This window comes from Stenotrophomonas sp. 22DLJC03, assembly GCF_056861405.1.
Genome location: NZ_JBSPUG010000002.1, coordinates 832,061 through 852,878 on the forward strand (window position 1 = coordinate 832,061; position 20,818 = coordinate 852,878).

Below are 20,818 nucleotides of genomic sequence, written 5' to 3' on the forward strand. Positions count from 1 at the left end.
TGGGGGGCCGGGGAATGTGTGCAGGCACAACGCCACGCGCACGGCAAAGCACCGCCGCAGGGGCGGAAACGCAGCAACGGGATCACACCGGCAGCGCAGTCAGCGGCCGGGTGTCACAGCAGCGTGGGGGATGCAGGCAGGGGGCCTGCGGGCGTCAGCCGCCGGGATCCAGCGCGAGGCGATGGAAATTCAGGGCGGGAGCAATCGTGGCAAGCGAAACGCCGGTCGGCAGTGCTTTCCACGTAACAGGTGCGCCCGTCACGTAGTGGGTCGTGTCGATCATCCGTTCATGATAGCGGCATCGGCGTGAGCGTACAGCGAAGCGGGCTGATCTGCACGCTGTGTTCCACGTCGCCTGTTCAGATGGCTCAGGCCGACTTTGCCATCAATCCAAGCACAGTGCAGACCACCGCCACCGCACCCGGCAACGCCAGCCGCCGCGTAATCAGTGCGGCACCAACCACCGTCAACACCGAGAACATGATGGCGAGTGAGAACAGCGGTTGGCCCTGCAGGAACTGATGGATACACCCTGCGCAGCCGAGGATGGCCAGGCTGGTGGCGAAGTAGACGTGGAACAGTGAGCCAGCGTGCACAGAGGTTCCTCGCGATGATGGAGGCCATAGCGGCAGGCCGCTGGACAAATTTAGGGGGGATTGCAGATTGCGATGACCGGATCACATCCTGTAGGCGCGCCGGTGACATCGATGTGCATAGGGTGGAGCACACAGCAACTTTTTCTGACTGATGGAGGGTGCAATGGCGCGTACGATTCCCGAAGGAACGTTGATCGTGGTGGCCGATGGTGGTTCGGCAAGGGTGTTCACCAACGTGGGTAGCGCGCACCAGCTTGCGTTGAAGCAGGAAGGCGAGCTGCGCCTGCAGGACATCAGCGAGCAGGGCGTGTCCGGGCAGGGCCCGGCCGGTGCTGTGCCCAAGGACATGTCGATCTCGCAGCTCAATGAAGCGACGTTTGCCAAGCAGGTGGCCGAACAGCTCAACGAAGATGCGTTGAAGAACCGGTATGCGCACCTGGTGTTGATCGCCGACCCGACCACGCTGGGCCGCATCCGCCCGCTGCTGCACAAGGAAGTCCAGGCGCGATTGCTGGGCGACATCGCCAAGGATCTGACCAACGCGCCGCTGGAAGACATCCAGAAGGTACTGGCGGCGTAGCGCTCATGCCGTTCATGCGTGATCACCTGCTGACCGAGCCCACCTCTGCGGAGGTGGAGGCGCAGGCGGGCTGGCAGCTGCTGGAATTCGGGACGGCCTGGTGCGGTCATTGCCAGGCTGCACAGCCGGCGTTGCGAGCCTTCGTCGAGGCGAACGATCTTCCGCACCGGAAGATCGAAGATGGCAAGGGCAAGCCATTGGGCCGCGCGTTCAAGGTGAAGCTGTGGCCGACGGTGATGCTGTTGCGCGATGGCCTGGAAGTGGCGCGGGTGGTGCGCCCGGTCGACAGCACAGATCTAGCAACGTTGCAGGGCGTACTGCCGGACTGACGCCTATGTAGCGTTGAGACGGCCGATGGACGCCCGCACTGCAACATGCAGCGCAGCAAACCCGGTGCTAGCATCCGGCAACCATCTGAATCGATCCAAACGCCGATGCCCACGCTGGACCGTCGTCTCCTGATCGCCGTCGCCGCCACGGCGATGCTCGCCTCCGGCCTGGCGTCGGCCGCTCCTGCCAGAACGGCCGCCGACAAGGCCTATGCCTCGGTCGACCCGTTCATCGGCACCGGTGGCGAAGGCCACACCTATCCCGGTGCCACGGTGCCGTTCGGCATGGTCCAGCTCAGCCCGGATACGCGCATCCAGCCGCGCGAGAAGGCCTACGGCTGGGCGGCCGGCTATCGCTACGACGACAGCAGCATCGTCGGCTTCTCGCACACCCATTTTTCCGGCACCGGCCATTCGGATCTGGGCGACATCCTGCTGATGCCGTTCACCGGCAATCCGGGCCTGGAGCGTGGCGATCCCGAGAAGCCGCGCAGCGGCTACGCCTCGCGCTTCCGTCACGACGACGAGAAGGCCGAGCCGGGCTACTACGCGGTCACCCTGGACGATTACAAGGTACGCGCCGAGCTGACCACCAGTGCGCGCGTGGGCGTGCACCGCTATGCCTTCCCCAAGGGCGCCGAAGCCAAGGTGCTGCTGGACATGCGCACCAGCATGTACGACTACCCGGGCAAGGTACTGTGGTCGCGGGTGCGGGTGCGTGCCGATGGCACGGTGACCGGCTTCCGCGAAACGCGTGGATGGGCGCCCGGCCGCCAGGTGTTCTTCGCGATGCGCTTCTCGCGGTCGCTGGCTGGACACGAACTGCACAACACCGAGAAGGACATCGCCTACAAGGGCTTCCCGCCACCGGGCGAGAAGGATCCCGCGCAGCGCGCCCAGATCGAAGGCAGGCAGCTGGTCGGCACCTTCGCCTTCGGCAAGCTGGACGCGCCGCTGGTGGTGAAGGTAGCTATTTCTCCGGTCAGTGAGGCCGGCGCCATCGCCAACCTCGACGCGGAAGTGGCCGATTTCGATTTCGATGGCGTGCGTGCGCAGGCCAAGCAGGAGTGGACGCAGGCGCTGTCGGTGCTGGATATCGAAGCCCCCGAGCATGCCCGCCGCAGCGCCTACACCGCGCTGTACCACACCCTGCTGGGGCCGACACTGTTCATGGATGCAGATGGCCAGTACCGCGGCTCGGACAATGCCGTGCACCAGGCCAAGGGCTATACCAACTACTCCACCTTCTCGTTGTGGGATACCTATCGCGCGCTGCATCCGTTGCTGACCCTGGTGCAGCCTGAGAAGCGCAACAGCGATTTCGTCAATTCCATGCTGGCACACCATGAGCACAGCCCCTACGGCATGCTGCCGGTGTGGTCGTTCCATGGCCTGGAAGACTGGTGCATGATCGGCTACCACGCCGTGCCGGTGATCGCCGACGCCTACGTGAAGGGCATCCGTGGCTTCGACGCCGACAAGGCGCTGAAGGCGATGGTCGAGACCGCCAACTACGGCCCGTACGATGGCATCGCGCAGTACCGCGAACTGGGCTACGTGCCGATCGACGAGGAAGGCGAGGCCGCCAGCAAGACGCTGGAGTACGCCTTCGATGATTGGACCATCGCACGCATGGCGCAGGCCATGGGCAAGGCTGATGTTGCCGCTACCTTCGACAAGCGCGCCGGCAACTGGCGCAATGCTTTCGACAAGGACACCGGCTTCATGCGCGCGCGCAAGCGTGATGGCAGCTTCCGCACCCCATTCGATCCCAGCGCCAGCGGCTACGGCACTGACTACACCGAAGGCAACGCCTGGCAATACTCCTGGTACGTGCCGCAGGACGTGGCCGGACTGGCCGCAGCGCACGGCGGCAGTGACAAGCTGCTCGCGCGCCTTGACGAGGTGTTCAACGCCAAGGTGGATCCGTCCATCTTCGAGCACATGGAAGACATCACCGGCCTGATCGGCTGGTATGCGCATGGCAACGAGCCCAGCCACCACGTCGCCTACCTGTATTCGTACGCCGGCCAGCCGTGGCGCACCCAGGCCCGCCTGAAGCAGATCATGGACACCCAGTACGCCGACCGTCCTGATGGCCTGGCAGGCAACGATGATGTCGGTCAGATGTCGGCGTGGTACGTGTTTACCGCGCTGGGTTTCTATCCCGTAGCGCCGGGCAGTGGCGAGTACATCCTGGGCCGTCCGTTCCTGCCGAAAACCGCGATGCGCCTGCCCAACGGCAAGACATTCACCATCGTGGCTGATGGTCTGGACGACAAGCACACCTACGTCGGCAGCGTGAGCCTCAACGGCAAGCCGTTGCAGCGCACCTTCCTGCGCCATGACGAGATCCTGGCCGGCGGCGAGCTGCGTTTCAGCATGCAGGCCGAGCCGAACAAGGCGTGGCCGGGGCAGGGCGCGCAGGCGCCGTATTCGATGAGCAGATGACGATGAGTAGATGACGATTGGTAGGTGCCGACCTTGGTCGGCACGCGGAAGGTCAACGGCGCCCACCAAGGTGGGCGTCTACCGGATGGCGTGACTGGTAGGTGCCAACCTTGGTTGGTACGCAGGACGTCAGCGGGAACGAAACCGCAGCCCCACCCGCGCGCCACCGATCAGGGCGGTATCGATCACCAGCGCCGCATCATGCCGCTGCGCGATCTCGGCCACGATCGCCAGCCCCAGCCCGCAGCCGTCGCCTTCTGTGCTGGCTCGGTAGAAGCGTTCCGTGACGCGCGCGCGCTCGGCTTCGGCGATGCCGGCGCCGTTATCGTCCACCCACACCCGCACGCCACCGGCATCGTGCTGCAGACCCAGGGTGATCACGCCGCGCACGCCGCCATAGCGCAGCGCGTTGTCCAGAAGGTTGCCCAGTGCCTCGCGCAGCAGCTGCGGATCGCCCTGTACCTGCAGGCCATCGTCGGGCCCGTCATAGCCAAGATCGACGCCTGCAGTCAATGCACGGTCGGCATAGCGCTCCACCACGCCGCGCGCCAACGCGGCCAGGTCCACAGGCTGCAGCGGCAGTGCGCTGCCATGCGGATCTTCGGAGCGGCTGAGCATCAACAGCTGGTTGACCAGATGCTGCAAGCGGGCCAGCCCGGCCAGCGTGCCGGACAATGCCAGCTGCTGGGCCTGCGGATCATGCTGGCGCAATGAACTCTCCAGCTCCACCTGCATCGCTGCCAACGGTGTGCGCAGCTGATGTGCAGCGTTGCTGACGAAGCGGCGCTGCGCGGCCTGCATCGCGTCCAGCCGCTGCAGCAGCGCGTTGTAAGCCTCCACCGCCGGCCACAGTTCGCGCGGCGCTTCCTGCGCAGGATCCAGCGGTGCCAAAGGATCCGGCCGCGGACTGGCCAACTTCCGCGCGACCAGGTTGGCATGGCGTGCGGCAGCGCCTGTACCGGACCAGGCCAGCCACGCCGCCAGTGCCAGGATTGCGGCCTGGAACGGAACGCTGGTCAGCAACAGCTTGCGCTCCAGCCGATGGCGCTTGCGCAGTGTCTCGGCCACGCGCAGCCGGATGTCATGGCCCGGGCCGGCGCTGACCACCACTTCAACCATGCGCACGGCCTGCCCGCGTAGCCGCGCGTCGTAGTACACCGCGTCGTCATTCCCAGCGGCGGCCATGGGGCGAGGTAGTGCCTCGGGCAGGTCGCCATACAGGCGCCCGCCATCCGCATCGACCACCTCGCCATGCACTTCGTCGGCGGTGTCCCAGGTGAACATGCGTGATACCGCCGGGGTGATTTCGATGGATGCGCGGCCGTCCTGCACCGTCACCAGTTCGGACAACGACATCGCTGAATCCAGCAGCCAGCGGTCGTAGACCTGGCCGGCATAGAAGCGCGCCAAGGCGAATGAACCCACCGCACTGCACAGCAGCAGCACCAGCAGAGGCAGCCACAGACGCCGCAGCAGCAGGCCGCGCAGGCTGTGCACGCGCTCAGTCACCCATGGCCTCCAACCGGTAGCCGAGGCCGCGCAACATGCGGATGCCGACGCCGGCGTGGGCCTGCTCCAGCTTGCGGCGCAGGCGGCTGACGTGCACCTCGATCACCGACAGGTTGGCCTCGTGATCCCAGCTGTACAACGCATCGAACAGGCGCTGCTTGGTCACGGTGCGCCCCGGGTGCTGCATCAATGCCTCGACCAGCGACAGCTCGCGTGCGGTCAGCTCGATGCGCTGGCCGTCCACCTGCACTTCGTTGCGGATGCTGTCGAAGCACAGCCGGCCCAATCGCTTCTGTGCTGGTGCGTCACTGCGGCGGCGCGACAATGCACGCAGGCGCGCTTCCAGCTCACCCAGCGCGAATGGTTTTGCCAGATAGTCGTCACCGCCACGGTCGAGGCCGAGGATGCGGTCCTCCACGCCATCGCGCGCAGTGAGAATCAGCACCGGCAGGGTGGCGCCATCGTTGCGCAGGCGCGACAGCAGGTCGAGGCCATCCACGTCCGGCAATGAAAGGTCCAGCACCATCACGTCATAGGGTGCACTGGCCAGCGCCGCAGGTGCGTGCAGCCCGCGCGAAAGGTGGTCGCACAGATGGCCGGCGCCCTGCAGGGCGCGGATCAGTCCATCGGCCAGGGCAGCATCGTCTTCGATCAGCAGGATTCGCATTGCAAGCTTCGTGCAAGGTTCGGGCAAGTTTGGCGCAAGTGCATCACCTTACCGTGACGTGCATGAATTTCTCCCCTCGTCATGCGGCCGTGCTGGCCGCTCTATTGTGCGCGCCTGCGGCTTCGGCGCTGTCCCTTGCAGAAGCGCAGCGTGCAATGGAAGCGCACAACCCGGACCTGCGCGCGGCGGCACTGGAACTGCGCGGGGTACAGGGTGATGCGCAGATGGCGGCGTTGCGGCCGGCCACCGAGTTGTCGATCGGCACCAGCAAGATCAGCCCCAAGCATGGCATCGGCCCGGGGCGCTGGCAGGACAGGCGCGTGGACAGCACCGTGGGCCTGGGCTGGACCTGGGAACGCGGTGGCAAGCGTGCATTGCGCATCCGACAGGCCGACGCGCTGCTGGAAGTGGCCGGGCTGGAGATGCTCGATACCCGGCGCCGCCAGCAGGTGGCGCTGCATGAAGCCTATTTCGGCCTGAAGGGCGCACAGGAGCGGGCGCAGATTGCCGACGCCAACCGGCAGAGCTCGGCCGAGCAGATGGCGGCGGCGGACAAGCAGGTTGCGACAGGGGTGATGGCGTCGGTGGATCGCGCGCGGCTGGCGGTGGACGACCTGGCTGTGGCAGACGCGGCGCGCGAGGCAGCATTGGATCTGCGTGACGCGCGGAATGTGCTGGGGATGCTGCTTGGACGTGACGACAGCCATGACCTCAGCGCCGATGATCCGTGGCCAGACCCCGCGGGCAGGGCCGATGAGCGCGCGTTCGATCCGCAGCAGCGTGCCGATCTGCGTGCCGCGCGTTCGCGCCTGGCTGCCGCCGATGCCGGCGTGGCACTGGCACGCAGCGAGCGCCACCGCGACGTTCAACTGGGTGTGGAAGCAGAGCGTGAGCCGACCGACATCAGCGGTGTCACCTGGGGTGTGTCGTTGACCATTCCGCTGGGTGGGCCGTCGCGGGCGCGCGGCGCGATCCAGCGTGCCGAGGCCGACCGCGACAGCGCCGCACTGGAAATTCAGGTGCTGCAGCGCGAAGCACGCGCCGAACTGGACCAGCTGCAGGCCAGTGCGCAGTCCGCCGCACAGCGTCGCACCGAGTACGAGGGGCTGCAGTCAGACGCCGCACGCAAGGCCGTGCAGGGCATCGAGCTGGCCTACCGGCGTGGTGCTGCCAGCCTGACCGATCTGCTGGATGCGCGCCGCAGCTGGCGCGAGTTCGAGGCCGCGCTGATTGAAGCGCGTGCCGACCATGCCATTGCCCTGGCGCGCTGGGAAGCGGCCGCATCCGTTGCTGAAGGAGAGTCCCGATGAAGTCCACCGTCACTTATCGCCCGCAGGCGCGACACGCCGTGCTGCCGGCCTTACTGGCGCTGGCCCTGCTGGGCGGCTGCGGTCGAGAGCCAGCATCCTATCTTGAGGATGCGCCGCAGGTCAGCGCCGGCCAGATCCAGTTTCCCGCCGACAGCCGCCAGCTGGACGTGCTGCGCAGCGAGGCGGTGAGTGTCGGCGCAAGCGCCAGCCTGCAGTTGCCGGGCCGGGTGGTCTGGGATGAGACGCGCTCCAGCGCACTCCACACGCCGCTGCCGGGGCAGGTGGCGCGCATCGAGGCACAGCCGGGGCAGAAGGTGAAGGCTGGCCAGGTGATCGCCTGGATCACCTCGCCCGAGTTCGGCCAGGCCCAGGCTGAAGGTGCGCGTGGCCGCGCCGAGCTGCAGCAGGCACGCAAGGAACTGGACCGTACCCGCGAACTGCATGCGGCGGGAGTGGCGTCGGGTCGTGAACTGGACGAGGCCGAGGCCAACTTCGCTGGCAGCCAGGCCGATCATGCGCGCACGACTGCCTTCGCCAAGGCCTATGGCAACGGCCAGCGCGTCGATCAGCGCCTGCCGCTGCGCGCGCCCATCGATGGCGTGCTGGTGGAGCGGCGAATGAGCCCGGGAATGTCGGTCAGCCCGGACAGTGAACAGCCGTTGGCAGTGATCGGCGATCCGGACCGCCTGTGGCTGTTGCTGGACATCCCCGAAAGCCTCGCCGGACGCTTGAAGGCGGGCATGCAGGTGAGCGTGCCCGGCGCCGATGGGCAACCACTGCAGGCGACCCTCCAGCACGTGGATGACTTCGTCGATAGCGAACGCCGCGTGGTGCAGGCACGCGCCGAGCTGGACAATCGTGCACGCGGCTTCAAGGCCGGACAATATGTGCGCGCCCAGGTGGCGTTGCCGGCCGAGGGCGGTGTCTCGTTGCCCGATGCGGCGGTGCTGCTGATCGACGGCAAGCAGGTGGTGTTCGTGGAAGAGGGCAAGGGCCGCTTCGTGCGTCGCGCCGTGCACGCGGAGGAGCTGGGTGACGGCCGGCTGTGGGTACGTGAGGGCCTCGCCGCCGGCAGCCGGGTGGTGGTCGAAGGCGGCCTGCTGCTGCAGCAGCTGGTCGACAGCGCGCCGGCAGCCGTCAGCACCGGTAGCGGGCACGCTGCGCCATGATCGATCGCCTGATTGCCTACTGCCTGCGCCAGCCATTGATGGTGATGCTGGCACTGCTGCTGTTCATCGGCGCTGGCATTGCCGCGTTCCGCGTACTGCCGGTGGAAGCCTTCCCGGATGTGTCGGACACCCAGGTAACGGTGGTGTCGCTGCACCCGGGCCGTGCCGCCGAAGAGGTGGAGCGCGAAGTGACAATGCCGCTGGAAGTGGCGCTGTCCGGCATCCCGCATTCGGTGCGGGTGTTCTCGCATACCCAGTTCGGCCTGTCGATGATCATCCTGACCTTCGACGACAAGGCCGACGACTATTTCGCGCGCCAGCAGGTGCTGGAGCGCTTGCAGGGTGTGGAGCTGCCAGAAGGGGTGACCCCGGAGCTGGAGGCGATGAGCTCTGCGGTGGGCGAGATCTACCGCTACGTGCTCAAGGGCCCGCACATGACGCCGACCCAGCTGCGCACCGTGCAGGAATGGACGATGGAGCGCAGCTTGCGCACCGTGCCGGGCGTGGCCGATGTGATCAGCTTCGGTGGCTTCGCGCGCACCTTCCAGGTCAAGCCGGACCTGGACAAGCTGCGTGACCGCGGCATCAGCCTGGGTGAGTTCGCTGAGGCACTGGAAAAGGGCAGCTCCAACGCCGGCGGCGGCTACGTGGAGCGCGGGCAGCAGCAGTTCCTGATCCGCGGCGTGGGCCTGATGCGTTCGCCGGCCGACATCGGCAACGTGGTGGTGGCGCAGCGTGGGGGCACGCCGATCCTGGTGCGCGACCTCGCCGGCATCGCCGATACCGGCCTGCCACGGCAGGGCCTGGTCGGCCAGGACGACAATGACGATGCGGTGTTCGGCATGGTGCTGATGCGCAAGGGCGAGAATCCGTCCGACGTGCTCGACGCTCTGCATGCGCGCATCGCCGAGATCGAGGCGAACCAGCTGCCGGCTGGGGTCAGCATCGAGCCGTTCTACGACCGCTCGTGGCTGGTCACGACCACGCTGAAGACGGTCTTCCGCAACCTGCTGGAAGGTGCGGTGCTGGTGTTCCTGGTGCTGTGGCTGTTCCTGTACAACGCCCGCGCCGCGCTGATCGTGGCGGCGATGATGCCGCTGGCGCTGCTGTCGACCTTCCTCGGCCTGCACCTGTGGGGCGTGCCGGCCAACCTGCTGTCCTTGGGTGCGATGGACTTCGGCATCATCATCGATGGCGCGGTGATCGTCACCGAGCACATCGTCTCGCGATTGTCGAAGCTGCCACCTACGGCTGATCGGAAGACGCGGTTCTCGACCATTCTTTCGGCCGCATCGGAAGTGGGCCGACCGACGTTCTTCTCGATGCTGATCATCATCGCCGCGCACATCCCGATCTTCACCCTGCAGCGCCAGGAAGGCCGCATGTTCGCGCCGATGGCGTACTCGGTGACCTCTGCGCTGATCGGTGCGTTGATCCTGGCGCTGACCGTGGTGCCGCTGTTCTGCTACTGGTGGCTGCGACGGGACCGCATGCGCGATGGCAACCCGCTGATGGACCGCCTGACCGACTGGTACCGGCCGATCCTGGAGCGCGCACTGGCCCGGCCACGTGCGGTGGTGCTGACCGCAGTTGCGTTGCTGGTGGGTACGTTGGCACTGGGCACTCGCCTGGGCTCGGAGTTCCTGCCCGAGCTGGACGAAGGGTCGATCTGGCTGACCGCCACACTCGACCCCAGCACCAGCCTGGCCGAAGCGCAGCAACAGTCGCGGCGCATCCGTGAGCTGGTCGGCAGCTTCCCGCAGGTGTCGACGGTGGTGGCCAAGCTGGGGCGCCCGGAAGACGGGTCCGATGCCAAGGGTGCCAACCAGATCGAGGCGCTGGTGGCGTTGAAGCCGGAGAAGGAATGGCCGAAGGGCGTGGACAAGCGGCAGCTGGTGAGCGACCTGCAGCGCACGCTGGAGCAGCGCATTCCGGGGCCGGAGTTCTCGATCTCGCAGCCGGTGCGCGACAACATCCTGGAGAGCATCTCGCAGATCAAGGGCCAGGTGGTCATCAAGGTCAGCGGCTCGGATCTGGACGTGCTCAACCAGTACGCCCAGGCCATCCTGGGCCAGGTGCGCGGGGTGGAGGGCGTGGAGAGCGCCTTCATCGACCGCGATGGTTCGTTGCCGCAGCTGCAGATCGAGATCGACCGCGACCGTGCAGCACGCTATGGCCTGAATGTGCGCGACATCGACGAAGTGATCGAGACCGCGCTGGGCGGGCGCCAGGTCGGCGAGCTGTGGGAGGGCGATCGCAAGTTCCCGATCTCGCTGCGCCTGGACGATGCCGACCGCGACCTGCAAAGGCTGCGCACGGTGCCAGTGGGTATCGGCGATGGCCACACGGTGACGCTGTCCGACGTGGCCGACTTCCGCATGGCCAGCGGCGCGATCAACATCTCGCGCGAGAACGCGCAGCGGGTGAAGGCGGTCAGCATCTTCATCGCAGGGCGTGACATGGGCAGCGTGGTGGCCGACATGCGCAAGCGCGTGGATGCCAGCGTGCAGCTGCCGGAAGGCTACCGGTTGGAATGGTCCGGCGAGTTCGAGAACCAGCAGCGTGCGATGAAGCGGCTGGGCTGGGTGATTCCGCTGTCGGTGCTGCTCATCTTCGTACTGCTGTTCGATGCCTTCAAGGACATCAGCAGCGCGGCGCTGATCCTGGCCAACGTACCGCTGGCGATGATCGGCGGCATCCTGGCCCTGTGGTTGACCGGCATTCCTCTATCGGTGTCGGCGGCGATCGGATTCATTGCGTTGTTCGGACAAGCGGTGCTGAACGGGGTGGTGATGCTCAGTCGATTCGCCCAGCTGCGCGAGCAGGGCATGGACCTGCTGCAGTCGGTGGTGCAGGGCTCGCTACAGCGCCTGCGCACGGTGCTGATGACCGCGCTGCTGGCGATGTTCGGCCTGCTGCCGATGGCGACCTCGCATGCGATCGGTGCCGAGACCCAGAAGCCGCTGGCGGTGGTGGTGATCGGTGGCCTGCTGTCGGCGATGCTGCTGACCCTGCTGGTACTGCCGACGCTGTACTACTGGGTGCACCGGCGCCGCGCCATGGCCCGGTAGATGCCAACCTTGGTTGGCACGCGGTGAAGCGCCCACCAAGGTGGGCGACTACCGGGGTTGGCGCGTGGTCACACCATCCCGCCATTGGCGCGCAGCACCTGGCCGTTGATCCACCCGCCATCGGCACCGGCCAGGAAGGCCACCGCTCCGGCGATGTCCTCCGACGTGCCCAGTCGCTCCAGGGGATTCATCTTTGCCAGCCGCTCGATCAGCTCCGGTGCCTTGCCATCCAGGAACAGGTCGGTGGCGGTCGGGCCGGGCGCCACCGCGTTCACGGTGATGTTGCGCCCGCGCAGCTCCTTGCTGAGGATCGCGCCCATCGTCTCCACCGCGGCCTTGCTGGCCGCGTACACGCTGTAGTTCTCCAGCTTGATGCCGACCACGCTGGTGGACAGGCTGATCAGGCGGCCGCCGTCACGCACCCGTCGCGCGCTCTCGCGCAGCACGTTGAAGGCGCCCTTCAGGTTGATGCCGATGACCCGTTCGAACAGTGCGTCGTCGCTGGCGGCCAGCGGCGCCAGCTGCAGTACGCCAGCACTGTTCACCACCACGTCGATGCCGCCGAAGCGGGTCTCGATGGCGTCGAACAGCTGGCGCACCGCCTGCGGGTCGGCCACATCGGCCTGCAGCGCGATGGCCTGCGCACCAGTGGCCGTGAGTTCGGCTGCCAGTGCCTCGGCATCATTGCGGCGGCCGGCGTAGTTGATCGCCACGGCATGGCCGTCGGCGGCCAGACGGCGCGAAATGGCAGCGCCGATGCCACGGGAACCACCGGTGACCAGGGCGACACGGCGGGCGGAGGAGGTGGGCATGGTCGGTTCCAGCAGGGCGCGCCGGACTGGCGCAGTGCCATCTTCGCCATCTCATCGATCCGGATAATCATGCATAATCCGCCAACATCATCCGGGTAGCCGAACAATGGACCGTTTCACGGCCATGCGCGCCTTCGTCCGTATCGTCGAGCGCCGCAGCTTCACCCGTGCCTCCGAGGACCTCGGCCTGCCCCGGGCCACGGTGACCGATGCGATCAAGGCGCTGGAGAATCGGCTGGGCGTGCGCCTGTTGCACCGGACCACGCGGCTGGTGGTGCCGACCCTGGAAGGCGAGGCCTTTTACGGTCGCTGCCTGCGGTTGATCGCCGACATGGACGATGCCGAGGCCGCGTTCCGTGACGTGCCGCCACGCGGTCCGCTGCGCATCGAGGTACACGGCACGCTGGGCAGGCATCTGTTGTTTCCGCACCTGCCGGACTTCCTGCAGCGCTACCCGGAGATCGAACTGGAGGTCAGCGAGGGCGATCGCTATGTCGATCTTCTGCGCGAGGGTGTGGATGCGGCGCTGCGTGTCGGCACTCTGGCCGACAGCGATCTGGCAGCGCGGCGGTTGACGCTGCTGCGCGAAGTTACCGTGGCCTCGCCAGGGTATGTGCAGGCGCACGGTTTGCCCGACAGCATCGAATCGCTGGGGCAGGGCCACCAGATGGTCGGTTACCGCTCCAGTGCCACCGGCCAGCTGATCCCACTGGAGTTCCAGCAGGCTGGCCAGGTCCGCTATGTCCCGCTGCCCGCGCGTGTGCGCGTCTCCGGCGCCGATGCCTTCCTTGGTGCAGCCCTGGCAGGGCTGGGCATCATCCAGGCGCCGCGCTACCGGATGGACCCCTACATTGCGCGCGGGCAGCTGGTCGAGCTGTTGCCGGACGCACCGCCGACGCCGAGCCCGTTGAATCTGGTCTACCCGCGCAACCGCACGCCGTCGCCGCGGCTGCGGGTGTTCATCGATTGGGTAGCCGGGATGTTCGACCCGGCCGGGGTTGCCGGCCAGCGGCCGGCACTACCAACCGCTGGCCATGCTGGGTAGTGCCGGCCGCTGGCCGGCAACTGCAATACGCTGGGTGTGCCAAGGCTGCCGGCCAGCGGCCGGTATTACGGGGCTGCGGCGCTCGGCAGCACCAGCTCGAACACGGTGCCGGTTTCATCGGAGGTCACGCTTACCGTTCCGCCATGCGCCTGTGCAATTGCGCGGGTGATCGCCAGGCCAAGTCCAGCACCTTCGTGGCGGCCACGCTCGCCGCGATAGAAGCGATCGAACAGGCGCGGCAGTGCTGCTTCGGCGATCGGCGGGCCGAGGTTGTGCACGCTGACCCTGCACATGCCATCGCCCTCGACCAGCTCCACCCGCACCTGGCTGCCCACGGCTGCGTGCTTCAACGCGTTGGACAGCAGATTGGCGATCGCCCGGTGCAGCATCAAACGGTTGCCTTCCACGCTCGCCACGCCGTCGCGGCGCAGGGTCAATTGCCGGTCCTCAGCCAGCAGTTCGTAAAACTCCAGCAGCGAATCCACCACCGCATCCAGCGCCACCGGCTCGCGCGACGGCAGTGCACCCGGCGCCTCGGCCTGCGCCAGATACAGCAGGTCACCCACGGTCTGCGCCAACTGCTGCAGTTCTTCGGTGCACGAGGCCAGCGTCTCGCGGTAGGCCTCGTTGCTGCGCGGGTGGGCCAGCACCACCTGTACCTGGGTCAGCATGTTGGTGATCGGCGTGCGCAGCTCGTGGGCCAGATCACCGGAGAATTCGGTCATGCGTGCGAAGTCCTGCTGCAAGCGCGCCAGCATGCCGTTGAGGGTCTGCGCCAGCTGTTCCAGCTCAGCCGGCGCGCTGCGGGCGTTCAACCGCCGTTGCAGGCGCCCTGCGGTGATCTGACGGGCTTCATCGGCCAGCGTCCGCAGCGGCCGCAGCGTTCGCCGCACCACATAGCCACCCAGCAGGCTGCTGGCCACGGCGGCACCGATGATGGCGATCGCCAGCAGGTGGCGGAAGCGCTGCAGGAAGTCGGCGTGGCGGGCATCGTCGATGGCCAGCAGGATCAGCAGCTGGCTGCCGTCGGCCAGGGTCTGGCGCAGGTGCAGCGCATGCATGCACGTTCCGTCGGCAAGGATCCAGTCGTGCCGCCGGAAGGCACTATCGATAGGCTGGCTGCGGGCGTGTTCGCGCAGCAGCGCCGGCGCGGTGGAAAACAGCACGGTGCCGCGCGCATCCACAATATGAAAGGCGATGTCGGGATGGTGGCTCAGCGCCTCTGCCAGTCGCTGCCCGCGAACGGACGCAGGCCCATTGCCGGCCAGGTCGCTGATCAACGCGACCTTGTTCTCAAGCTCGGTGAAATCCTGTGCGACCAGGTCGTGACGGGCACTGACATAGATCGCCACGCCCAGTGCCGCCAGCACCAGCGTTGCCACGGTGGCGAACAGCAGCGTCAGCCGCACCGCGATGGAGCGGCGCAGGCTCATCCGTTGCGCGCCGCGCCGTCGTCCGGCGCCTCCAGCACATAGCCCATGCCGCGCACGGTAATGATCAGCTTGTCGGCGAAATCATCGTCGATCTTGGCGCGCAGGCGGCGGATCGCCACATCGATGACATTGGTGTCGCTGTCGAAGTTCATGTCCCACACCTGCGAGGCGATCAGCGAGCGCGGCAGCACTTCGCCACGGCGGCGTGCCAGCAGCTCCAGCAGGGTGTACTCCTTCTGGCTGAGCGCGATGCGCTGGCCGCCACGCTCCACCCGGCGGCGCTGGGTATCCACCACCAGGTCGGCAATGACGATGCGTTCCACCTGCGGCACCGCCTGGCCACGGCGCAGCAGCGTGCGCACGCGCGCCAGCAGCTCGGCGAAAGCGAAGGGCTTGGCCAGGTAGTCATCGGCGCCCAGCTCCAGGCCCTGCACACGGTCGGCGATGCTGCTGCGCGCGGTCAGGAACAGCACCGGCAGCGGCCAGCCGGCTCCACGCAGCCGCGACAGCACGGTCCAGCCATCCAGGCCGGGCAGCATCACATCGAGGATGACCAGCTGGTACTCGCCGCTCTCGGCCAGGTGCAGGCCGTCGATGCCGTTGCTGGCGAGGTCGACCACATAGCCGGCCTCGATCAGGCCCTGGCGCAGGTAGTTGCCGGTCTTGGGTTCGTCTTCGACGATCAGCAGTTTCATGGTGCGGCCATCATCGCAGCTTGCGGGTGGGTCGGCAGCGGAGGTTCATGCCACCGGGTCCAGGGTGCCGAGTACCGCAACGCAGGCCAGCACCAGCAGCGCCAGCACCGCTTCGCAGGCCAGGCTGTGGCGCAGCGAACGCAGTGGCCTGGGTTGCCAGCCGCCGCGGATGGAAACGGCCAGCGCCGGTACCAGCCGCCAGCGATGCAGCGCGGCCAGCCCCAGCATGCCACCCACCAGCCCCAGCTTGATCATCAGCCAGCGCCCATGTGCGGTGCCGGTGAGGTTCTGCACGGAACCGCCAAGATCGACATAGGTGTAGGTCCCGGTCATCGCCAAGGTGGCGACGATGATCGTGCCGGGTACCGCGAATCCGTGCGCGGCCTGCCACAGTTCGTGGGTGCGCTCGTGCAGCCCCGGTCCTTGCCGCCGCAGCGCCCGTTGCAGGATGGCGGCGATCGCCCCGACCCAGGCGCCGGCGGCCAGCAGATGCAGCATGCCGGCGCCGAGCCGAAGTGTGCCGCCGAACCCGTCGCCGGCGGCGGCATGGCCATTCCAGGAAAGGCTGGCCAATGCGCTGGCAGACAGTGCCAGCAGTGCGAGGCGGCGCAGGCCCTGTACGGGGCGGTTGATGGCCAGCAGCGGCAACATTGCCAGTACGGCCAGGAGGCGCAGCAGGCCCGCTTCCCCCACTGGCGTACCGGCAAGAAACCAGCGCGCGGTCTCGCCGTCGATGTCGGCCGGCGATATGCCAAGCACGCCGGACAACCGGGTCACCGCGTCGGTGATGACCAGTACCAACGCGATCACGGTGAGCGTCAGCGAGACGCCGTGCGGCAGCCCGGGCCGGACGAACAGCATCCGCCCGAACAGCAGCATCAACACGGCATACAGCGAAAACCGCAGCGCATACGGCGAAAGCTCGGCCACAGCAGCGGCCTTACTTCACGGTGAAGCGGTAGTTGCCGGTGATCGGATGGCTGTCCTGGCCGACCGCGCGCCACTGCAGGGCGTAAGTGCCGGCAGGCAGCGGCTTGGCGAAGCGCGCGCGCAGGGTGTGGCCGTCCTCGGAGATCTCCTGCGCAGTGGTCGGCATCGCCATCTTCATGCGGCCATGGTCCATGCTCAGTTCGATGCGGGTGGCACGCGGCATCACCTTTTCACTGAACTGCAGTTCGATCTGGCTGGCCGGGGCCACGGTGGCGTCGGCGGCCGGCGTCGCACGCACCAGGCTGGGATGGGCCAGCGCCAGCGGTGCGACCGCAAGGCCGGACAGCAGCAGGGCGAGCGAGGTGGGGCGGAGCAGGGCGCGGGTCATGTGCGGGAACGCCTGTCGGGAAGTTGCGCTCAGGGTGGTGCAGCGCGCCTTTCGCTGCCCTGACGCGAACATTACCGGTCTGTAATGTTGGCTGCCGGCCCGCGGCCGGCGCTACCGGGCCCGTGACTGCGCGATCCAGGCCGAAGGCGAACAACCGACCACACGCCGGAAGGCTGCGCTGAACTTGCTGGGATTGGCGTAGCCACTGGCCAGCGCAACCTCGGTGACGCTGCATCCCTGGGCCAGTGCCCCGCGCGCCCATTGCATGCGGCGTCGGGTCAGGAACGCATAGGGCGGCAGACCGGTGGCGGCGCGCAGCGCACGACCGAACGTGGACGGGTCCATCTGCACCGCAGCGGCCAACTGTGCGACTTCAAGAGGCTGGCCGTGCTGTGCATCGATGTAGGCCTCCAGCTGCTGCAGCCGCCGCGTGGACAGTGCCGTGTCCCTGCCGCGTTCCGTGCAGGCAAGCCCGGCAAGCTGGCCCAGGCGGTGGAGCAGGACCTGGGCGCCATGCTCCAGGAAGCCTGGCAGGCAGACATCGGCCTGCGCGCTGCACCACAACGCCTGCAGTACCGAAGTGATCACCGGGTCGTGGTGCAGCCGCGCCGCCAGCGGCTGCAGGTGTTGCAACCGCTGCGGATCCTGCGGATGCAGGCGGGTATCGATGGCGATGCCGAGCAGATCGACTGCGGGGCTGGCATAGGTGCCGGTGTCTCCCGGCAGCACCAGATTGAACTGGCCGGGCCGCCACGGCGCCTGCAGCAGGCCGTTGAGGGTGCGCTGCTGCAGCCGTCCGCCGCCGCCCACGGCCAGGCCCAGGCGAAGCTGGGGCGGATGGCCCATCTCGCCTTCGCTGACCTCGAAGCGATGGCGCAGCAGCACCACCGCCCCGTCATCGCTGGCGTAGGCAGCAGGGGCCTGCGACCGGGTTTCCTGCAGCAACTGGTCGGTGAGGGCGGGCATCACGGATCCGGGAATGGAGCGGCGCTGCCGGAAATGGAGTGGCGGCGGGGCGCGAATGTTACAGGATAACACTCTTGTCCCGCGCTGCCGCCGCCCGCGCGTCCGCCACTCCATCCGTCGAGGTTCCCGCTTTGAAGTCGTCCACGCCTGCTGCCGCGCTCATCGCAGCATCCCTGCTCGTTCCTGCCTTGCCCGCCCTTGCCCAGCAGGCCGACCCGACCACGCTCGACGGTGTCCGCGTCACCGGTTCCAAGCGCGATACCCCTTACCTGAAGAGCGATCTGTCGGTGACGGTGCTCGATCGGCAGGCGCTGAAGGAAGCGGGCGTCACCGAGTTCCGTGACCTCGACAAGCTCGCGCCGAACGTCAAGTTCAATGCGATGGGCCAGCTCAGCAACATGTTCATCTCGATCCGCGGCATCGAGTCCAATCCATTCCTGGTCAACCGCGCCTCGGTCTACATCGACGGCATTCCGTTCCGCGAACTGAGCAATGCCGTGCTCAACCAGGTCGAGTCGGTGGAGGTGCTGCGCGGCCCGCAGGGCACGTTGTATGGCGCCAACAGCGAATCCGGCCTGGTGCTGGTGCGTACGCGTGGTCCTGCGGACAAGCGCGAAGGCGAGGTCAACCTGCGCAGCACCTGGTTCGGCAACGGCAATGGCACCGCTCTCGATGGCTTCCTGGCAGGGCCGCTGAACAAGACGGGCAGCCTGTCCGGCTCGGTGGCGTTCATGGGCTCCGATGAGGACGCCTACCTGAAGAACCTCACGCCTTCCGGTGCGCGCGGCGAGGTCGGCGAAGGCTACCTCCAGGGCAAGCTGCGCTGGCGGCCGAGCGACTACGTTTCGGTGAACGCGCTGGCCTATCACCTGCGCACCCGCGCGCCGGGCATGTTCGAGTATGAATACCTGCCGCTGGATACCGGCCTCTACAACCGCACCTACGGCACATCGCTCAATGGCGGCCGCCGTGCAGGTGACTTCACCTACATCAACGACGCGCCCAAGCGCACCGAAAAGGACGAAACGGTGGCCGGCCTCAGTGCGCAATGGCAGTTGCAGGCCGGCACGCTGGACGTGGCCGCTTCCTGGCGGGACGAGGAGGTGACCTCGGCCGGCTACGACTTCGACATGACCAACAGCCCGGCATTGGCTGGTCGCATCTACGACAGGAAGAAGGAATGGACGGCCGAGGCGCGCTTCAGCTCGCCCAGCGACCAGGCGCTGACCTGGATGGCCGGTGTGTCGACCTACCGCAACAGCAAGGATTCGATCCTCGGCACCTTCGTCGGCCCGGCGCTGCATGGGCTGGACAGCTACAACCTGGCGCCGCGGCAGACCTCCAAGGGCGAGGACTACAGCGTCTTCGCCACCGCCAGCTATACCTTCCCGGCATTGCCGAAGCTGACCGCCAGCGCCGGCGTGCGCCATGAGCAGGCACGGCGCTCCACCGAACAGCGTGCCGGTGCGCTGGATCTGGGCGCCGGTGGCCGCGTGCTGTACCGCGATGCCGCGCTGGCGCATACCTTCTCGGCCACGCTGCCGCGGGTGTCGCTGCGCTACGACGCCACTGACGACCTTTCCTTCTACGCGGCCTCGGCCAAGGGCTACATTCCGGGTGGCTTCAATCTGGCTGCGGCGCAGAGCGATGTGGTCAACGACAAGGTGCTGCGCTACGAGTCCGAACGCATGTGGAGCCATGAGCTGGGCTTCAAGATGAACCTGGCCGGCGGTCGTGGCCACATCGGTGGTGCGCTGTTCCACATCACCTCGGACAACTGGCAGGAGATCCAGGTGGCCACCGATGCCAACGGCCGCCCGATCTCGTCGGACTACGTAGGTTCGGATGCCTCGATCCGTTCGCGTGGTGCCGAGCTGGAGGGCGTGTTCGAAGTGCTGCCGGGCTTCACCCTGATGGCGAATGTGGGCTACGTCGATGCGAAGTACACCAAGCTGTGGGTCAGCGTGGACCAGAACCTGGATGGCAAGCGGGTCAAGCTGACCCCTCACTACACTGGCTATCTGGCGGCGCGCTATCAGTTCGACTCGGGCATCCATGCACGGCTGGAATCGCAGTTCACCGGCTCCAGTGCGCTGGATGAACGCAACCGCGCGTTCCAGCCCGCAGTGGCCGTGCTCGGTGCGCAGCTGGGCTACGAGACCGGGCCGTGGAGCGCGCGGGTGTTCGTGCAGAACCTGACCAACAAGCGCCGCATCAATGGCCTGATCTTCGACAACCTGGCCTTCGGCCGCGACGGCAACTACTACGGCCCGGTCGACAGCCCGCGCATCTTCGGCGCGGAAGTGGGTTACCGCTTCTGAGCAAAGGTAGTGCCGGCCGCTGGCCGGCATCTGCGGGGCGCCGGCCAGTGGCCGGCGCTACCGGTGGACGTGCAATGCCCGCCGGTTGCCGATGTGCGCGCATGCCAGCAGCACGCCACCGCAGGCGGTGGCCACGCCATGCCAGAGCAGCGATTCCTTCAACGGCAGGTACAGCGACGCTGACACCAGCAGGATCGCGCCAACCACGGCCAGCCGCACCGGCAGCCAGCGCCAATGCCGGTACAGCCCGGCCGTGGTACTGGCCAGCGCCAGTGTCGAGGCCATCAATGCGAACAACCATTCCCAGCGCGACATCATCAACAGCAGCGTCATCACGCCGTGGCCGGGGTGCTGGAACGAGCGCAGCGCCATCATTGCCGCCGGCACGAAGGCCAGCAGCAGTGGCAGGGCGATGCAATGGGCGGCGCAGGCCAGCGACAGCCAGGCACCGGCCAGATCGAAACGGGGATGCCAGCGTGCCGAAGTTGGCGGCTGGGCCAGAGCCCTTGCGGGGGTCGGGGGGATGTGGTCCATTATGTTACATAG

19 protein-coding genes are annotated in these 20,818 nt (G+C 67.2%); 8 read left to right on the plus strand and 11 right to left on the minus strand.

What is annotated here, in order from left to right; all coding sequences use genetic code 11:
• Window positions 1–154: 154 nt before the first annotated feature.
• Both AC13GA_RS09715 and AC13GA_RS09720 read right to left on the minus strand, forming a co-directional pair.
• The gene (locus AC13GA_RS09715) at window positions 155–283 is read right to left on the minus strand and encodes a hypothetical protein (protein ID WP_430766074.1); all 129 of its coding nucleotides are present in this window, start codon (window positions 281–283) and stop codon (window positions 155–157) included.
• A gap of 85 nt (window positions 284–368) precedes the next feature.
• A complete protein-coding gene (locus AC13GA_RS09720; protein WP_046984635.1) occupies window positions 369–596 on the minus strand; it encodes a hypothetical protein in 228 nt (75 codons plus the stop codon).
• 163 nt (window positions 597–759) lie between these two features.
• Here AC13GA_RS09720 and AC13GA_RS09725 point away from each other — a divergent pair, with 163 nt between their 5' ends.
• The 3 genes from AC13GA_RS09725 to AC13GA_RS09735 all read left to right on the plus strand — a co-directional run bounded on the left by AC13GA_RS09725 (window position 760) and on the right by AC13GA_RS09735 (window position 3,956).
• The gene (locus AC13GA_RS09725; protein WP_136637933.1) at window positions 760–1,176 is read left to right on the plus strand and encodes a baeRF12 domain-containing protein; all 417 of its coding nucleotides are present in this window, start codon (window positions 760–762) and stop codon (window positions 1,174–1,176) included.
• Between the two features lie 5 nt (window positions 1,177–1,181).
• Window positions 1,182–1,505, plus strand: a complete 324-nt coding sequence (locus AC13GA_RS09730) for a thioredoxin family protein (protein ID WP_295381417.1) — start codon at window positions 1,182–1,184, stop codon at window positions 1,503–1,505.
• Window positions 1,506–1,610: 105 nt separating this feature from the next.
• The gene (locus tag AC13GA_RS09735; RefSeq protein WP_482997974.1) at window positions 1,611–3,956 is read left to right on the plus strand and encodes a GH92 family glycosyl hydrolase; all 2,346 of its coding nucleotides are present in this window, start codon (window positions 1,611–1,613) and stop codon (window positions 3,954–3,956) included.
• A gap of 129 nt (window positions 3,957–4,085) precedes the next feature.
• Here the strand turns inward: AC13GA_RS09735 and AC13GA_RS09740 are convergent, their stop codons facing one another.
• The gene (locus tag AC13GA_RS09740; RefSeq protein WP_482997975.1) at window positions 4,086–5,465 is read right to left on the minus strand and encodes a sensor histidine kinase; all 1,380 of its coding nucleotides are present in this window, start codon (window positions 5,463–5,465) and stop codon (window positions 4,086–4,088) included.
• Window positions 5,458–6,132 (minus strand): response regulator, encoded by a 675-nt coding sequence (locus AC13GA_RS09745; RefSeq protein ID WP_049399744.1) that lies wholly within the window; start codon window positions 6,130–6,132, stop codon window positions 5,458–5,460. The genes AC13GA_RS09740 and AC13GA_RS09745 overlap by 8 nt, the downstream gene beginning before the upstream one ends.
• Before the next feature lie 62 nt (window positions 6,133–6,194).
• Between AC13GA_RS09745 and AC13GA_RS09750 the strand changes: the two genes are divergently transcribed.
• Genes AC13GA_RS09750 through AC13GA_RS09760 form a run of 3 tightly spaced genes read left to right on the plus strand, consistent with a single transcriptional unit; the run spans window position 6,195 to window position 11,682 of the window.
• The gene (locus AC13GA_RS09750; RefSeq protein ID WP_482997976.1) at window positions 6,195–7,442 is read left to right on the plus strand and encodes a TolC family protein; all 1,248 of its coding nucleotides are present in this window, start codon (window positions 6,195–6,197) and stop codon (window positions 7,440–7,442) included.
• On the plus strand, window positions 7,439–8,611 hold the full coding sequence (locus tag AC13GA_RS09755; protein ID WP_426353399.1) for an efflux RND transporter periplasmic adaptor subunit: 1,173 nt from the start codon (window positions 7,439–7,441) through the stop codon (window positions 8,609–8,611). Before AC13GA_RS09750 ends, AC13GA_RS09755 begins: the two co-directional genes overlap by 4 nt.
• On the plus strand, window positions 8,608–11,682 hold the full coding sequence (locus AC13GA_RS09760) for an efflux RND transporter permease subunit (RefSeq protein WP_482997977.1): 3,075 nt from the start codon (window positions 8,608–8,610) through the stop codon (window positions 11,680–11,682). Before AC13GA_RS09755 ends, AC13GA_RS09760 begins: the two co-directional genes overlap by 4 nt.
• A gap of 68 nt (window positions 11,683–11,750) precedes the next feature.
• Here AC13GA_RS09760 and AC13GA_RS09765 read toward each other — a convergent pair whose 3' ends face one another.
• The gene (locus AC13GA_RS09765) at window positions 11,751–12,494 is read right to left on the minus strand and encodes an SDR family oxidoreductase (RefSeq protein WP_482997978.1); all 744 of its coding nucleotides are present in this window, start codon (window positions 12,492–12,494) and stop codon (window positions 11,751–11,753) included.
• A gap of 106 nt (window positions 12,495–12,600) precedes the next feature.
• Here AC13GA_RS09765 and AC13GA_RS09770 point away from each other — a divergent pair, with 106 nt between their 5' ends.
• On the plus strand, window positions 12,601–13,539 hold the full coding sequence (locus tag AC13GA_RS09770; protein ID WP_482997979.1) for a LysR family transcriptional regulator: 939 nt from the start codon (window positions 12,601–12,603) through the stop codon (window positions 13,537–13,539).
• Between the two features lie 65 nt (window positions 13,540–13,604).
• On the opposite strand, the gene AC13GA_RS09775 is transcribed toward AC13GA_RS09770, so the two are convergent.
• From AC13GA_RS09775 to AC13GA_RS09795, 5 genes are all read right to left on the minus strand, one after another.
• Window positions 13,605–14,972 carry a heavy metal sensor histidine kinase gene (locus AC13GA_RS09775; RefSeq protein WP_482997980.1) on the minus strand — a complete coding sequence of 456 codons (1,368 nt, stop codon included), beginning with the start codon at window positions 14,970–14,972 and terminating at the stop codon, window positions 13,605–13,607.
• On the minus strand, window positions 14,969–15,667 hold the full coding sequence (locus tag AC13GA_RS09780) for a heavy metal response regulator transcription factor (protein WP_006370165.1): 699 nt from the start codon (window positions 15,665–15,667) through the stop codon (window positions 14,969–14,971). The genes AC13GA_RS09775 and AC13GA_RS09780 overlap by 4 nt, the downstream gene beginning before the upstream one ends.
• A 45-nt stretch (window positions 15,668–15,712) precedes the next feature.
• Window positions 15,713–16,597, minus strand: coding sequence for a copper homeostasis membrane protein CopD (gene copD, locus AC13GA_RS09785; RefSeq protein ID WP_482997981.1), 885 nt, complete (start codon window positions 16,595–16,597; stop codon window positions 15,713–15,715).
• Between the two features lie 10 nt (window positions 16,598–16,607).
• Complete coding sequence (gene copC / locus AC13GA_RS09790) at window positions 16,608–16,985, minus strand: copper homeostasis periplasmic binding protein CopC (protein ID WP_046982528.1); 378 nt, start codon at window positions 16,983–16,985, stop codon at window positions 16,608–16,610.
• A 111-nt stretch (window positions 16,986–17,096) separates the two neighbouring features.
• The gene (locus AC13GA_RS09795) at window positions 17,097–17,951 is read right to left on the minus strand and encodes a helix-turn-helix domain-containing protein (RefSeq protein WP_482997982.1); all 855 of its coding nucleotides are present in this window, start codon (window positions 17,949–17,951) and stop codon (window positions 17,097–17,099) included.
• Between the two features lie 188 nt (window positions 17,952–18,139).
• On the opposite strand from AC13GA_RS09795, the gene AC13GA_RS09800 reads away from it, so the two are divergent.
• Window positions 18,140–20,272 carry a TonB-dependent receptor gene (locus AC13GA_RS09800; protein WP_482997983.1) on the plus strand — a complete coding sequence of 711 codons (2,133 nt, stop codon included), beginning with the start codon at window positions 18,140–18,142 and terminating at the stop codon, window positions 20,270–20,272.
• A gap of 57 nt (window positions 20,273–20,329) precedes the next feature.
• Here the strand turns inward: AC13GA_RS09800 and AC13GA_RS09805 are convergent, their stop codons facing one another.
• The gene (locus AC13GA_RS09805) at window positions 20,330–20,806 is read right to left on the minus strand and encodes a MerC domain-containing protein (protein WP_136637943.1); all 477 of its coding nucleotides are present in this window, start codon (window positions 20,804–20,806) and stop codon (window positions 20,330–20,332) included.
• Between the last annotated feature and the right edge of the window lie 12 nt (window positions 20,807–20,818).

Coding starts and splice junctions, on each gene's coding strand:
- AC13GA_RS09715 (WP_430766074.1), bottom strand. CDS start 283: ATGATCGACACGACCCACTACGTGACGGGCGCACCTGTTACGTGGAAA.
- AC13GA_RS09725 (WP_136637933.1), top strand. CDS start 760: ATGGCGCGTACGATTCCCGAAGGAACGTTGATCGTGGTGGCCGATGGT.
- AC13GA_RS09730 (WP_295381417.1), top strand. CDS start 1,182: ATGCCGTTCATGCGTGATCACCTGCTGACCGAGCCCACCTCTGCGGAG.
- AC13GA_RS09735 (WP_482997974.1), top strand. CDS start 1,611: ATGCCCACGCTGGACCGTCGTCTCCTGATCGCCGTCGCCGCCACGGCG.
- AC13GA_RS09745 (WP_049399744.1), bottom strand. CDS start 6,132: ATGCGAATCCTGCTGATCGAAGACGATGCTGCCCTGGCCGATGGACTG.
- AC13GA_RS09750 (WP_482997976.1), top strand. CDS start 6,195: ATGAATTTCTCCCCTCGTCATGCGGCCGTGCTGGCCGCTCTATTGTGC.
- AC13GA_RS09755 (WP_426353399.1), top strand. CDS start 7,439: ATGAAGTCCACCGTCACTTATCGCCCGCAGGCGCGACACGCCGTGCTG.
- AC13GA_RS09760 (WP_482997977.1), top strand. CDS start 8,608: ATGATCGATCGCCTGATTGCCTACTGCCTGCGCCAGCCATTGATGGTG.
- AC13GA_RS09765 (WP_482997978.1), bottom strand. CDS start 12,494: ATGCCCACCTCCTCCGCCCGCCGTGTCGCCCTGGTCACCGGTGGTTCC.
- AC13GA_RS09770 (WP_482997979.1), top strand. CDS start 12,601: ATGGACCGTTTCACGGCCATGCGCGCCTTCGTCCGTATCGTCGAGCGC.
- AC13GA_RS09775 (WP_482997980.1), bottom strand. CDS start 14,972: ATGAGCCTGCGCCGCTCCATCGCGGTGCGGCTGACGCTGCTGTTCGCC.
- AC13GA_RS09780 (WP_006370165.1), bottom strand. CDS start 15,667: ATGAAACTGCTGATCGTCGAAGACGAACCCAAGACCGGCAACTACCTG.
- copC (WP_046982528.1), bottom strand. CDS start 16,985: ATGACCCGCGCCCTGCTCCGCCCCACCTCGCTCGCCCTGCTGCTGTCC.
- AC13GA_RS09795 (WP_482997982.1), bottom strand. CDS start 17,951: ATGCCCGCCCTCACCGACCAGTTGCTGCAGGAAACCCGGTCGCAGGCC.
- AC13GA_RS09805 (WP_136637943.1), bottom strand. CDS start 20,806: ATGGACCACATCCCCCCGACCCCCGCAAGGGCTCTGGCCCAGCCGCCA.